The 13,854-nt window shown below is 32.8% G+C and carries 15 protein-coding genes; 10 read left to right on the forward strand and 5 right to left on the reverse strand.

Annotated elements, in window-relative coordinates:
* The first annotated feature begins 35 nt into the window (after window positions 1–35).
* Both HM992_RS13130 and HM992_RS13135 read left to right on the forward strand, forming a co-directional pair.
* Window positions 36–518: a hypothetical protein gene (locus HM992_RS13130; RefSeq protein ID WP_178985425.1), complete on the forward strand. Its 483-nt coding sequence runs from the start codon at window positions 36–38 to the stop codon at window positions 516–518.
* A 70-nt stretch (window positions 519–588) separates the two neighbouring features.
* Entirely contained in the window at window positions 589–2,310 is a 1,722-nt protein-coding gene (locus HM992_RS13135) for an FAD/NAD(P)-binding protein (RefSeq protein ID WP_179319991.1), read from the forward strand.
* Here the strand turns inward: HM992_RS13135 and HM992_RS13140 are convergent.
* Complete coding sequence (locus tag HM992_RS13140; protein ID WP_179319992.1) at window positions 2,303–3,076, reverse strand: TIGR03915 family putative DNA repair protein; 774 nt, start codon at window positions 3,074–3,076, stop codon at window positions 2,303–2,305. The two genes, HM992_RS13135 and HM992_RS13140, sit on opposite strands and share 8 nt — an antisense overlap.
* Window positions 3,077–4,339: a putative DNA modification/repair radical SAM protein gene (locus tag HM992_RS13145; protein ID WP_179319993.1), complete on the reverse strand. Its 1,263-nt coding sequence runs from the start codon at window positions 4,337–4,339 to the stop codon at window positions 3,077–3,079. It lies immediately after the preceding gene.
* Between the two features lie 196 nt (window positions 4,340–4,535).
* Between HM992_RS13145 and HM992_RS13150 the strand changes: the two genes are divergently transcribed.
* Entirely contained in the window at window positions 4,536–5,132 is a 597-nt protein-coding gene (locus HM992_RS13150) for a hypothetical protein (protein ID WP_229720495.1), read from the forward strand.
* 68 nt (window positions 5,133–5,200) lie between these two features.
* Here HM992_RS13150 and HM992_RS13155 read toward each other — a convergent pair whose 3' ends face one another.
* Entirely contained in the window at window positions 5,201–6,727 is a 1,527-nt protein-coding gene (locus tag HM992_RS13155; protein ID WP_179319994.1) for a GH3 family domain-containing protein, read from the reverse strand.
* Window positions 6,728–6,755: 28 nt separating this feature from the next.
* Window positions 6,756–6,995: a four-helix bundle copper-binding protein gene (locus tag HM992_RS13160; protein WP_179319995.1), complete on the reverse strand. Its 240-nt coding sequence runs from the start codon at window positions 6,993–6,995 to the stop codon at window positions 6,756–6,758.
* 455 nt (window positions 6,996–7,450) lie between these two features.
* Here HM992_RS13160 and gcvT point away from each other — a divergent pair, with 455 nt between their 5' ends.
* The 7 genes from gcvT to HM992_RS19885 all read left to right on the forward strand — a co-directional run bounded on the left by gcvT (window position 7,451) and on the right by HM992_RS19885 (window position 12,833).
* Window positions 7,451–8,533, forward strand: a complete 1,083-nt coding sequence (gene gcvT, locus HM992_RS13165) for a glycine cleavage system aminomethyltransferase GcvT (RefSeq protein ID WP_179319996.1) — start codon at window positions 7,451–7,453, stop codon at window positions 8,531–8,533.
* A gap of 22 nt (window positions 8,534–8,555) precedes the next feature.
* A complete protein-coding gene (locus HM992_RS13170; RefSeq protein WP_179319997.1) occupies window positions 8,556–9,398 on the forward strand; it encodes a sugar nucleotide-binding protein in 843 nt (280 codons plus the stop codon).
* 64 nt (window positions 9,399–9,462) lie between these two features.
* Window positions 9,463–9,750 carry a 4a-hydroxytetrahydrobiopterin dehydratase gene (locus HM992_RS13175; RefSeq protein ID WP_179319998.1) on the forward strand — a complete coding sequence of 96 codons (288 nt, stop codon included), beginning with the start codon at window positions 9,463–9,465 and terminating at the stop codon, window positions 9,748–9,750.
* Window positions 9,751–9,917: 167 nt separating this feature from the next.
* Window positions 9,918–10,664, forward strand: a complete 747-nt coding sequence (locus tag HM992_RS13180; RefSeq protein WP_178985434.1) for a YebC/PmpR family DNA-binding transcriptional regulator — start codon at window positions 9,918–9,920, stop codon at window positions 10,662–10,664.
* Window positions 10,665–10,956: 292 nt separating this feature from the next.
* On the forward strand, window positions 10,957–11,616 hold the full coding sequence (locus tag HM992_RS13185; RefSeq protein ID WP_179319999.1) for an SRPBCC family protein: 660 nt from the start codon (window positions 10,957–10,959) through the stop codon (window positions 11,614–11,616).
* Window positions 11,606–12,694 (forward strand): acyltransferase family protein, encoded by a 1,089-nt coding sequence (locus HM992_RS13190; protein ID WP_179320000.1) that lies wholly within the window; start codon window positions 11,606–11,608, stop codon window positions 12,692–12,694. The genes HM992_RS13185 and HM992_RS13190 overlap by 11 nt, the downstream gene beginning before the upstream one ends.
* 7 nt (window positions 12,695–12,701) lie before the next feature.
* Window positions 12,702–12,833 carry a hypothetical protein gene (locus HM992_RS19885; protein WP_262890890.1) on the forward strand — a complete coding sequence of 44 codons (132 nt, stop codon included), beginning with the start codon at window positions 12,702–12,704 and terminating at the stop codon, window positions 12,831–12,833.
* A 5-nt stretch (window positions 12,834–12,838) separates the two neighbouring features.
* On the opposite strand, the gene holA is transcribed toward HM992_RS19885, so the two are convergent.
* Window positions 12,839–13,846 (reverse strand): DNA polymerase III subunit delta, encoded by a 1,008-nt coding sequence (holA, locus tag HM992_RS13195; RefSeq protein ID WP_179320001.1) that lies wholly within the window; start codon window positions 13,844–13,846, stop codon window positions 12,839–12,841.
* Between the last annotated feature and the right edge of the window lie 8 nt (window positions 13,847–13,854).

Raw genomic sequence — 13,854 nt, forward strand, 5'->3', positions numbered from 1 at the left:
ATTGCTAAAACTAAGAATTTAAACTCAATTTTATTATGAAGAAATTATTTTTATTAGGTGTATTTGCCATAGGATTTGCAAGTTTTACTAATGCACAAGAGATCGCAGACAATGCTATTGGATTAAGATTAGGTGATAGTGATGGCTTTGGTACGGAAGTAACATATCAACGTGCACTTGGTGACAACAATAGATTAGAAGTAGATTTAGGTTGGAGAAGCGGAAATAATTATGATGGTTTTAAACTTGCAGGATTATACCAATGGGTTTGGAATATAGAAGGTGGTTTTAACTGGTACGCTGGTGCTGGTGGAGGTTTAGGTTCTTATAGCTACGATAATAACAATGGTGATGATTTTAGTGACACATTTGTGTTTGTTGCAGGTGATGTAGGAATAGAATATAGTTTTGATTTTCCTTTATTATTGTCTCTAGATTTTAGACCAGAACTTGGTTTCGGAGATTACAATGATGATTTAGACTTTGATATTGCTTTAGGAATTAGATACCAATTTTAAAAAAAAGTTATAATTTATATATTGAAAACCACCTTTTACGAGGTGGTTTTTTTGATTAATTTTAATCCCTATGAAACAACTTGCAATCGTTGGCATGGGACCACGAGGTCTATACGCTTTAGAGAACTTACTCATTGAATTGAGTAAAGCCGGCTCTCATATTGGCATACATGTTTTTGATGCCTCTAGCAACCCAGGAACTGGAAATGTATGGGATAAGTCGCAACCCGATTCTAATTGGATTAACATAACAGAACGTGCTTTAGTTGGTATTGAAAAACGACCTGAAATAGTATATAATAATGCCATAATTGATGGGTTTCCGTCTTATCATGAGTGGTGTCAATTTTCTCAAAAGAGGAATGAACCTGATACTTTTCCGGCACGTAACAAACTCGGGAACTATCTTAATGCGAGATACAATTCAATAGAGATTGCTTTAGAAGAATTAGAGTCTTTTAAGTTTATTAAAGCGGAAGTTAGAAACATTAATTTAAAAGATTCTAAACTAGAAATTGTAACTTATAATAATGCTTGGACATATGATGATTTACTTCTAACCATTGGACACCAATCTACAACGCCATCTGACCAATTAAAAAAATGGCAATCGCATGTGGCATCTTATAAATCCTTATCGCTTTATGAAAACGCTTACCCAATTACCCAACTAAAGCATGTTAAAGATAAAACGGATATCAATATAGGTTTAAGAGGTTTTGGTTTGGCTATGGTTGACGTGATGCGTTATCTCACTATTAATGATTTTGGTAATTTTAAAGTGATTAATAAGGACACTTTTGAAACCATTTATTATAAAAGTAAAGTGCAAGACTTAAAACTAATTCCGTTTTCTTTAGACGGCTTACCCTTAGTTCCAAAACCGTTAAACGAAAGCATTGATTTATGGTACCAACCTACGAAAGAAGAATTAGAATTTTTTAAATCTGAAATTGAAGCCGTTTCACAACAATCAACTGAAATAGATTCCATTGATTTTTTAACAGATCCTTTTGCCAAAATCACATCTCGCATCTATTTAAACTTAAAAGACAAAAGTGTTTCGCATTCATTAAGCAAAGCAGAATTAAAGGTAATTATTTTAAGTTGGTTAACTGATGAGAATTTTAGTCATCCTTTAATTCAAGATTATAATATTTCCACGTATAAGCTAATTCAGAATTATATTGATATGGCTTTAGGAACCATTCCTATTTCACTTGATTATTGTATCGGACAAGTTTGGCGTCATTGTCAGCCGACGTTGTACAAAGCTTTTTCGCATGCTAAGGTGAACAATGATATTATTGAAAAAGTGATTGCCTTAGATGAGCGTAGCAAACGCTATTCTTACGGACCACCAATTGAAAGTATGCAGCAAGTTTTAGCATTAATTGATGCCGAAATTTTAACACTAGATTTTGTCACTGATCCTAAAATAGACTTAGTAGCTGAAGGCTGGACCTTAACGAATTCCAAAAACGAATCCGTTACCTGCTCTGTGATGATCAATAGTGTTCTTGACGCACCAAAATTACTTGAAGTTAACACTCCTCTGATTAAAAATTTACTTCAAAATGATTTGATACAACCTATCCATTCAAAATTAGGAATTGAAACAACTTCTGATGGTTATGTTATTACACCAGAAGATAAAGACGATGTTCCTATTGCTGTTTTAGGTCGTTTAGCAAAAGGCAGCGTGATTGGTGTCGATGCTATTTTAGAATGTTTTGGTCCGCGTATTGAAGATTGGGCAAAAGCTTACGTAAGTCAACTAAAATCTAATTAGGTTGCTTCTCACTTAAATATTTCCAATAGCGTTTTGGAATATGTCTAATATGAAGTTTCATGTTTTTACGCGATTCAATGTTGGTGGCTTTAAAATAATCTTGCCATAGTTTTTGAAATTCAAATTCTTGAGTGGCGAAAAACGCATCGTCGGTTTTAGTAAAGTTGAAATTCTCAGGAAAATCCATATTTATAAGTTCTACTTTTTCTAAGTCATAAAATAATCCATAGCCACGCTTTATATCATAAATCACCCATTTTTGATCGGCATAACGTCTTTTAAAATGTTTTTCTATTAAAGGCAAGACATTAAAATCAGGTTCAATACTCGCAAAATAGATGTCATCTTTGGTCAACCGAAAGCGCACAAAAGCTTCCATACGATGCTTTTCTCTACCTACAGATTTTGCGATTTGGGCTGTTTTTAAAATTGAAGGATGCGAATAATCTTTATCTACTTTTTTCCTTTGCGAAAATGCATACTGTATAAAATCTAAAAGTAAATCCTCTACTCCTACTACTTCACTTAAAAAAGCATAATATAATTGGTAACTGCCGTTAGATGACAACTTCGATTTTATGCCATTCCATACACGATTAGCTTTAATTTCATCAGTAATAATACGTTCATTCTCTGAAAACAAACCTTGTTGTACGGTAAATTCATTTTGAATGGTTACCCCTTTTAATTTGAATTCAAACACATAAAAAACTGCTGATAAAAAGCCGTCAAAAGTGCCATCGTAAATAAGATTTTTTGCTTGCATCTATCCAAATAAACTTAATTGATTACTCAACATTTTCTGATACTTACTCGTTGAATTCTGAAGGATTAAGCCTTTTATCTTTTCTGAGGTTAAATCTCGTTTTTCAAACTGATTACTATCACAAACCATAAAGTATTGTGCTCTATTTAAAGCAACCCCTATTTTTTTTAGATGTTCCCAATTCAATTTTCTAAAGCGTCTGGCATTTATAATTTTAAACACGGACTTCATGCCTAAACCAGGAATTCGGGCTAACATCCGCTGGTCTGCGGTATTCACATCAACAGGAAATTCATGGAGATTTCGCAAAGCCCAACTCAATTTGGGATCTACATCTAAATCTAAATTCTGATGTTGTTCGTTTAAAATTTCACTGACATCAAAACCATAAAAACGCATTAACCAATCGGTTTGATACAATCTATTTTCCCGAAGCATCGGCACAGCGCTTCCTATTTGCGGTAAACGATTATCATAACTTATAGGCACGTAACCCGAATAATATACACGCTTTAAATTATAGTTCTTATAAAAATGATTAGACGTTTGCATAATCTGAAAATCATTCTCACCACTCGCTCCAATAATCATCTGAGTGCTTTGACCAGCTGGTGCAAATTTAGGTGTGCTCTTAATGATTTTCTTTTCGGCATTATATTGAATGATTTCATTTTTCACCTTAATCATCGGTTTTATAAAATCTTCACGCTTTTTATCTGGTGCTAATTTTTTGAGTCCGGCTTCTGTGGGAATTTCAATATTAACACTTAACCGATCTGCGTATAATCCGGCTTCACGCATCAATTCATCCGAAGCTCCAGGAATAGATTTTAAATGAATATAACCGTTAAAGTTTTCTTCTAATCTTAATTTCTTCGCGACAGCCACCAAGCGTTCCATGGTGTAATCGGCACTTTTAAATATACCTGAACTTAGAAAAAGCCCTTCAATATAATTTCTACGATAAAAATTAATGGTTAGATCCACCACTTCCTGCACTTTAAAAGCAGCGCGCTTTACATCATTACTTTTTCGGGTAACACAATAAGCACAATCAAAAATGCAGTGATTAGTTAATAGAATTTTTAATAAAGATACACAGCGACCATCTTCGGTATAGGAATGACAAATTCCCATGCCTGAAGCATCTCCTAATCCTTTATTGGTATTGGCACGTTTACTTCCGCTAGACGAGCACGATACATCATACTTTGCAGCATCTGCAAGTATTTTTAATTTTTCTTGGGTACGTTGAAAAGACAAATATTTTCCTCCTAAATCTTAAGTTAAAATCTTAAGCACAAAAATACTACACGTAATAGCTAATCCTTGCTTCATTTTGTAGCAATAAAAATATTAGAGCTTATTAATGGTCTTCAACAGGTCTGAATTCAAATGGGTTAATATTTTGATGATATCATTTAAATGCCATCAAGTTTATACCTTACTTTTCAAAAGTATGAAAAACTTCATAATCATCACCTTAATAACCTTAAACCAAACTATGAGTGCACAGCACATTATTCCTGAAGATATAAAAACGAATGTTAATAAAGCTTTAAAGTATTATCCTGAATTAGGAGATACTAATATTGAATTTCGATTTAAGAAAAATATTAAGAAATCGACGATGCAAGCTAGACCAACATTTGGCAGTTTCTTTAAAAGTAGAAAGAACAGAAATTATGTGATTCTAATTAGTGAAAAGTTTCAAATTGCAGATAAAGAGTTTTTAACTCGGCATATTCCTAACGACATTTTCATTGGATGGATTGGTCATGAATTGGGACATATTATGGATTATCAAAACCGAAATAAGCTGAACCTCATTTGGTTTGGTCTAAAATATCTATTATCGCAAAACCATATTGTTGAGGCAGAACGCGCCGCAGATTCTTTTGCTGTAGCTCATGGCATGGAAAACTACATTCTAAAAACGAAAGACTTTATTTTGAATAATGCAGATATCACACAATCGTATAAAGATCGGATTAAGAAATATTATTTATCGCCTGAAGAAATAATGCATTTGGTAGAAGAACGGGATTCTGAATAGAATTATGATGATATTTTCATGGTTTAACTCAATAATAATTGAGTTTTTTATTTTGAATAATACATAATTTAAGACTCATTAATAAATGCTTCCCAATCCGCAAATTTTTCTTCTCCCATAACGCGTTCCATTTTTACTTGGCCGCCTTTCTTTTTGTTTCTTTCATTCCAATCATGAAAACGTTTTGGTGCAATTACGTTCACTTTCACACCTTTTAGAGCTTTACTTCTAGCTACTTTATAATTCTTATTAGCCGTTTTTAAAGCCATGTCTAAAGCTTTTGCTACTTTATCTTCGTCGGCATTTTTTAAATCCGATCCTAAATACCAATAATGATAAAATTCATCGTCATCTCCTCGTTTTGCGCAAATAGTATATTCAGGAATTGTGGTGTTAAATTGTGATTCTAGTTCTCGTAAAGCCGTATCCATTTTATTAACGGACAATTGTGAACCAACGGTATTTAAAAAGAATTTTGTTCGACCCGTAATTTTAATTTCAGCACGCTCAATGTTTGTGAATTCTATAGTATCTCCAATTAAATAGCGCCATGCTCCACTAACTGTACTAATGATTAAGACATAATCTTGGTCTAGTTCTACTTGGTCTAAAGTTAACGCTGGAGCTTCATTTTTTAGTGAGCCATCTTCATTAATATATTCAGGTTTAAAAGGCACAAATTCAAAATAAATGCCATTATCCGTATTTAATTGCATGGCATCGGTTTCAGGTCGTACTTGTGTTGCAATATAACCCTCGGAAGCCAAATACGTGTCAATAACTGTGATTGGCTTTCCTAATAAGGCATTAAAACTTTTCTTATAAGGGCCGAATGCTACTCCTCCAGAGGTATAGACTTGTAGGTTGGGCCAAATCTCATGAATGTTATTGAGATTGTGATAGTCTATTACTTTTTGAAGCATCAATTCTATCCACGATGGAATACCACTCAACGCCCCAATATCCCAATCTTTTGCACGTTCTGCAATGCGCTGCACGCGCTCGTCCCAATCTTCAATTTGCGAAATTTCTTCACCTGGTTTATAATAACCTCTAAACCACGACGGAATATTACTGGCACTAATGCCACTAATTTCACCTTCAAGGTGATTATTGTTTTCTTCCAAATCGGTAGAACTACCGAGCATCATAATTTCTTTTTCAAAAAAATCAGCAGGAAGGTCAAAATTCTTTAAGGCAAATACCTGTTTGATTCCAGCACTTTTTATAGCATCAAGCATATCATCCGTAACAGGAATTCGCTTACTCGTTTTTCCTGTTGTTCCTGAACTCAATGCGAAATAAGATGGTTTTCCTGGCCAAGTCACATCACTTTGTCCTTCATGATACTTATGCCACCATTTCTGATTAATTTGGTTATAATCAAAATAAGGTACAGACTTAGCAAAGCTTTTTTGTGGATTAGAAGTTTCTAGAACATGTTCAAAATCATAAAACTTACCAAACTGCGTGTTCTTGGCGGTCTCAAGTAAATCTTTTAATACTTTTTCTTGTGCTTCTTCATGAATGACTTCAGATGTAAACGTATCCTTCAATTCAATAACTCCTTTTATTATATTTCCTAGTATGGCCATTTTTTAATTTCAATTTTTGATTCTATTATTATGCAATTTTTCTACAAGCTTCAGCACATGCTCTACACGATTTAGCGCATTCTAAGCAGTGTTCGTGTTTGTGTTCTTCGCAATGATCTGCACAATACTCACAAATTTCGGCACATAATAAGGCGTATTGCTTAACGTATGCACTATCAGAAGTCATCATTTTTAGTAATGCATCACAAGCATCTACACATTGTATGCAACATTTCGGACAATCGTTCATGCTTTCTTTTCCTGCCATTTCTGTTAGACAAATTCTACAATCCACTATACATTTCTGACAGGCTTCAATCACATCTCTATAAATCGCTTTTATAATTATTGTTTTAGAATTAATTTCTACTAATATCTAATTTCGCCTTTAAAGAGACTATTCCGATTCGGAAAAGAATTAACCCATTTCGTAAAAATGTAAAATGGCTGAATCGGACGTAAAAGACAAATTGTGAGAAACCAAGGTGATTCAACTATCAGAAGTAAAGCAGTTATTTTTGAATCTACAGGTGCTATTTTTAAAATACACGGCTCTAACGACAAATATATAGATGATTAGTTTATAAATTATTAAGTAGTTAAGAGGTTTAAATGTATCGGTTTTCGTCCTCAATAAATTCAATTTCATTAGGATTAATTTATGATGGAAATCGTAAAAATTATGTAGTTTTGCACATCTAAAAATTATAAAAAATCATCCTAATGAAAGATACAGCCTTATCCTCCACTCACGAAGCACTTGGTGCAAAAATGGTTCCTTTTGCTGGTTATAATATGCCAGTACAATACGAAGGTGTAAACGCAGAACATGAAACGGTTAGAAAAGCAGTTGGAGTTTTTGATGTATCGCATATGGGCGAATTTTTAATTGAAGGTCCACATGCCTTAGAATTGATTCAAAAAGTATCAAGTAACGATGCTTCTAAATTAGAAATTGGAAAAGCGCAATATAGTTGTTTACCTAATGATGATGGTGGAGTTGTAGATGATTTAATTATTTACAAGTTAAAAGAAGAAACCTATTTGCTTGTTGTAAATGCCAGTAATATTGAAAAAGATTGGAACTGGATAGCTTCTAAAAATGATATTGGTGCTGAAATGCGCGATTTAAGCGAAGATTATTCTTTATTAGCAATACAAGGACCAAAAGCTATTGAAGCGATGCAGTCTTTATCTAGTCATGATTTATCAGACATTAAATTCTACAATTTTATCGTTGGAGATTTTGCAGGCATTGAAAATGTTATTATTTCGGCTACAGGTTATACAGGAAGTGGTGGATTTGAAATTTATTGTAAAAACTCTGAAGTTAAACAAGTTTGGGATAAGGTGTTTGAAGCTGGTGCAGATTTTGGAATTAAGCCCATTGGTTTGGCGGCAAGAGATACCTTGCGTTTAGAAATGGGTTACTGCTTATACGGAAATGATATTGACGACACTACGTCTCCTATTGAAGCTGGTTTAGGTTGGGTTTGTAAATTCAATAAAGACTTTACTAATAGTGAAGCCTTAAAAGCTGAAAAGGAGCATACACCAGAACGCAAATTAGTAGCTTTTAAACTCGATGAACGTGGTATTCCTCGTCATGATTACGATATTGTAGACAGTAGCGGAAAAACCATCGGTAATGTGACTTCTGGAACTATGAGTCCGAGTTTAGGATATGGCATTGGTATGGGCTATGTCCCAAAAGTATTTTCTAAAGTGGATAGTAAAATATATATTCAAGTGCGGAAAAAAGCGATTCCTGCTACGGTTGTAAAACCGCCTTTTTATAAAGGATAATTTTTTGAATGGAGATTGATTAATGAAGAAGATTAAGAAAGTCGAATCGCAAAAACATCGCATACTTATACTTGGTGCCAGTGGTTATATTGGTAATGCTATTTATAAAGAATTAGGGCCATATTTTAGAACATTTGGAACCTATAGAACTCCAAAAAAAGACTATGAAACCAATCATCAATTCTTTCATTATAACGTAGAAGAAGATGATGTTTACGAGATTTTAGAAGCTTGTAAACCAACTATTATAATTTCCGCATTACGAGGCGATTTTAACGCGCAATTTATTGCACATCAGCACATTTTGGAATATGTCGTAGCGACTAATTGTAAAATAATATTTCTATCGTCGGCTAATGTTTTTGATGCTTATAGTAAATTTCCGAGTTACGAGTTAGATAAAACCCTAAGCCATAGTGTGTATGGTCATTTTAAGATAAAAATTGAAAATTCACTTTTACGCCTAGCAAAAAAGCAAGTTGCTATTATTAGACTTCCCATGGTTTTTGGTGCAAGTTCGCCAAGAATTTCAGAAATGAAAGCGTCCATTTTGGAAACTAATGCCGTTGAAATCTTCCCTAATTTAATAATGAATGTGATGTTAGATAAAAAACTAACACAACAAATCCATTATATTATCAATAGAAATAAACATGGAGTTTTTCATTTAGGAAGTACGGATTTAGTGCATCATGATGAATTTGTAAAAGATGTTGTGGCATTAATTACGGATAAAAAAATAGTATTCAAACAAGTTTTTACGACGAATGAAGATCGGTATTTAGCGGTACTTCCAAAGTTTAACAAACTCCCTAAACACCTTCAAATTACAAGTCAGGAAATACTAGAGGAACTTGAAAAATAAACAATGTCTCTTGCAATACTTTAAATAAAATTAGTACTAATTTTAAACAAAATATAATCATATTATGAAACTAGACGATACAACAATAGAAAAAAAGTTATTACAGTTCCCAGATTGGGATTATTACGAGAATGCCATTCATTCTGAATTTGAATTCGATAATTTTAAAGATTGTTTTAGTGCTATGAGCCGAATTGCTTTTGAGTGTGAAGCACAAAATCACCATCCAAATTGGAGTAACGTTTACAATGTGCTAAAAATAACGTTGTCTACACATGATGCTGATGGCGTAACACTTAAAGACTTTAAATTAGCAGAGGCTATTGAAGCTATTGTGGAAGTGGAAGAGTAATTAAGTACAAAGTGTAATGTAAAAACATTACCGCTACTCTATTCTATTATTAAGATAATATCATAATTTGCTTCAATCTTACTTCGGCAATTTCAATATTTTCTTAAATTTGCTTTTATCTAACTTTAGGGATTTTAAATACTTAATAACTTATAACTTTTTTTACTATGGGAAGAGCTTTCGAATTTAGAAAAGCAAGAAAAATGAAACGTTGGTCTGCCATGAGCAAAGCCTTTACACGTATTGGTAAAGATATTGTAATGGCTGTAAAAGAAGGTGGTCCTGATCCGGATAGTAACTCACGTTTAAGAGCTGTAATTCAGAATGCAAAGGCTGTAAATATGCCGAAGGTCAATGTAGAACGTGCTATTAAAAAAGCGAGTGAAAAAGGCCAAGGAGATTATAAGGAAGTTCTTTTTGAAGGCTATGCGCAACATGGAATTGCTGTATTGGTTGAAACTGCAACGGATAATAATACACGTACAGTGGCGAATGTTCGTTCTTATTTTAACAAAACAGATGGTAGTTTAGGAACTTCGGGATCAGTTGTTTTTATGTTTGATCATACTTGTAATTTTAAAATTAAAGGTGATGATTTGGATTTAGAAGAATTAGAATTAGAGCTTATTGACACTGGTGTAGATGAAATTTTTGAAGATACTGATGAAGATGAAGATGGAACAGAACATACAAGCGTATTGATTTATGCACCGTTTGAGAGTTTTGGAAGTATCCAGTCTTATTTAGAGGAAAATAATATTGAGATTATTTCATCTGGATTTGAGCGTATTCCGCAGGTCACTAAAAAAGTTACACCTGAACAAGCTGAAGATGTTGAAAAACTTTTAGAAAAATTAGAAGAAGATGATGATGTACAAAACGTCTATCATACCATGGAAGAAAGTGGAGAATAAACATTTAAATTTTTCATACATATTAAGAGGGCTTCTGCCCTCTTTTTTGTGCGTAATTTTGAGGTGTCAAATGAACTTTTAAGGTTTTATTTACTAAATTACGTACAGTTTTATTTATTACTATAAAATAACAAAATGATTATAGATCAAGAACAAAAATTTAAAGACGTACTTTCTAAAATAGAAGGAAAAATTAATGAACAAAGTTTTTTTAATACGTTTTTGGAATTGTATCCTGACGTGTGGAAAAAACATAAATCTAACTTTTTTAAATTTAACCGAAGTAAACAATTTGGACAAACAATTCCGTTACCAAACCCTGAAGTTTCATTACGAAAAGAAATTAGGATATGGTTACGGAAACAATAAAACCGTTGTAACCAATTTGATAAAAATGCAAAAAGTCACTACATTGATAATTATGGTAATCCTTAATTTGGCATGTAAGAACACCATTAATCTAGAAATGAAAACTAAAGATATGCTAGAGCATATAGAAGTGAGAGAATTAAATACTAATCATTGGCTAACCTATACAGATATTGTAATTGATGCTCCAATTGAAAAAGTATGGCAAGTTTTAACGGATTGGAATAACATTTCGAATTGGAGCAGCTCTCTTGTAGGAATTAATGGAAATACTCATAACAACGGAAAAGTTATGATTTCATACTTAGTAGACGGAAAAACATATAATACACCACATGTTTTTATTTATAAGGACATGGAGGAATTTGGATGGTCTGATCGTATGGAAGGGAGTTTTGCAGGGTTGACGGACAATCACAGATTTAGAGTAGAGAAAATTTCTGATATACAAACGCGTTTTATACAATCTGATGACTTTAAAGGAATAGGAAACAAAGATATGTCGGCTGAGCAAATAGCCAAGATTACAGTCGAATTCTTCCCTATATTTAACCGAGAATTAAAAATTGAGGTTGAAAACTAAAGTTATAAATAGAATCTATCAATTAGACTTATTTAGGTTTATTGCGGCTTTAATCGTTGTACTTTATCACTATTTTTTTAGAGGTTTTTCAGCTGATAATCTGTCTGATTTAAACTTTAGTGAGATCAGTGATTACTTTAAATATGGCTTCTTAGGTGTTAATATCTTCTTTATTATTAGTGGCTTTGTGATTTCACTTTCTATTAAAGATAGATCAATTATAAAGTTTATAATTTCTAGAATTTCAAGGTTATATCCAATGTATTGGATTTCCGTTTTAATAACCTTCATTGTCGTTCTATTATTTGGAGAACCAAGATTTACGGCCGAATTAAGTCAGTTCTTGTATAACCTTACTATGTTTCACAATTACATAGGAGTCGAAAGTATTGATGGTGTCTATTGGACGCTATTTATAGAAATGAAATTCTATATTTTCGTAATTGGCTTGTATCTCGTCTTAAACAAATTTAAAGACATAAAATTAGATTATTTAATTTATACCTGGCTTATACTATCCGTATTACATCTGTTTTTTAGCGAATATTTTATTTTTAAGATTGCTAAATCCCTCTTTATATTAGACTGGAGTTCTTATTTTATAGCAGGAATTATTTTTTATCAGATCTATAAAAGCAAACTGAATTTAAAATATGCATTAGTGTTACTTATTACATTGTTACTATCCATACAGCACACTATTATAGAGACTGCAAAAAAAGCGAGGCATTTTAATATCGAATTCTCCCCTTATATTGCTTGTGGTATAATTGTTCTATTTTATGTGCTCATATTGCTTGTGGCTTGCCAAAAATTGAAACACATAAATTCTTCAAAGTTTATAAAAATTGGAATGCTCACCTATCCTCTTTATTTAATTCACCAGAAAATTGGATATATTATTTTTGATAATTTAGGAAATGATGCGAATAAATATGTCGTCGTAATTGCGACAACTTTTTTTATGATCTTTATATCGTTTATTTTAAGTGAGTTTTATGAACCAAAAGCATCTCACTATTTAAAATCCAAATTAAAACAGCTATCGACAAAGTATATAACAAACTCGACTCATTAAGCGCTAGATGATGGTATTATTAAACAATATAAAAGTCACTAAGGAAACATTAACCGTAAATAGTGGTATGAACTACGGTAGAAACTCTAACGAATATACCGACGCTTATGAAATTCAATTAAGCACGTCTGTTAATTAATGTGTTTATCCTAAAATCTTAACTAACAATTCTTTAAGCAAGTCACCTTGAGGTATTGCATTAGCACCAACACCTTTACTTTTTACATCTGTTTCGCGAAGTAAACCTATAATATAACTCACTTTTTTCATCGGATAGTTTCTTGCAGCATCTAAATATTCATTTACAAAATAAGGATTCACTTTCAATGCTGAAGCGACACTACGAGGATTTCTATCCGACATCCCATGAAGATGTAATAATTGAGAAAAGAAGCTAAACAACAAGGCTACTGAAACGACAATAGGATTATCCTTTGGGTTTTCTGCAAAGTACTTCGCAATTTGATGTGCTTTTAAGACATTACGCTGACCAACGGCCTTTCGCAATTCAAAATTGTTGAAATCCTTACTGATACCAATATTTTCCTCAATATGATCTGGTGTAATCTGTGTCCCTTCGGGTAAAACAATTTTAAGTTTTTTAAGCTCGTTATCAATTTTACCAAGATCGGTACCAAGAAACTCCACTAACATCTGAGCCGCTTTTGGCGAAATATTATAATTCTGACTCGCTAAAACACGTCTAATCCAATCTGCAACCTGGTTTTCATACATTTTCTTACTTTCGAAAACAATACCTCCATTTTTATTAATCGCCTTGTACAACGCCTTACGCTTATCTAATTTTTTGTACTTATAATTAAGAACTAAAACGGTTGATGGTTGCGGATTATTTGCATATTGCACTAACTGCTCAATGGTTCTGCTTAAATCTTGAGCTTCCTTTACAATAACAACTTGGCGTTCTGCCATCATAGGATAACGCTTGGCATTACTCACAATGTCATCTATTGTGACATCGCGTCCATAAAGCACCATTTGGTTAAATCCTTTTTCGGTGTCGTCCAAAACATTGTCTTCAATATAATCTGAAATCTTGTCTATATAATAGGCTTCCTCTCCCATTAAAAAATAGATAGGTTTAAGGTCTCCCTTTTTTATTGCAGCTACTAGTTGTTTTACGTCGTCCAAAATTGATA

Origin of the sequence: Winogradskyella helgolandensis (assembly GCF_013404085.1) — a bacterium.
GTDB lineage: Bacteria > Bacteroidota > Bacteroidia > Flavobacteriales > Flavobacteriaceae > Winogradskyella > Winogradskyella helgolandensis.

Coding starts and splice junctions, on each gene's coding strand:
- HM992_RS13130 (WP_178985425.1), top strand. CDS start 36: ATGAAGAAATTATTTTTATTAGGTGTATTTGCCATAGGATTTGCAAGT.
- HM992_RS13135 (WP_179319991.1), top strand. CDS start 589: ATGAAACAACTTGCAATCGTTGGCATGGGACCACGAGGTCTATACGCT.
- HM992_RS13140 (WP_179319992.1), bottom strand. CDS start 3,076: ATGCAAGCAAAAAATCTTATTTACGATGGCACTTTTGACGGCTTTTTA.
- HM992_RS13150 (WP_229720495.1), top strand. CDS start 4,536: ATGAAAAACTTCATAATCATCACCTTAATAACCTTAAACCAAACTATG.
- HM992_RS13155 (WP_179319994.1), bottom strand. CDS start 6,727: ATGGCCATACTAGGAAATATAATAAAAGGAGTTATTGAATTGAAGGAT.
- HM992_RS13160 (WP_179319995.1), bottom strand. CDS start 6,995: ATGGCAGGAAAAGAAAGCATGAACGATTGTCCGAAATGTTGCATACAA.
- gcvT (WP_179319996.1), top strand. CDS start 7,451: ATGAAAGATACAGCCTTATCCTCCACTCACGAAGCACTTGGTGCAAAA.
- HM992_RS13170 (WP_179319997.1), top strand. CDS start 8,556: ATGAAGAAGATTAAGAAAGTCGAATCGCAAAAACATCGCATACTTATA.
- HM992_RS13175 (WP_179319998.1), top strand. CDS start 9,463: ATGAAACTAGACGATACAACAATAGAAAAAAAGTTATTACAGTTCCCA.
- HM992_RS13180 (WP_178985434.1), top strand. CDS start 9,918: ATGGGAAGAGCTTTCGAATTTAGAAAAGCAAGAAAAATGAAACGTTGG.
- HM992_RS19885 (WP_262890890.1), top strand. CDS start 12,702: ATGATGGTATTATTAAACAATATAAAAGTCACTAAGGAAACATTAACC.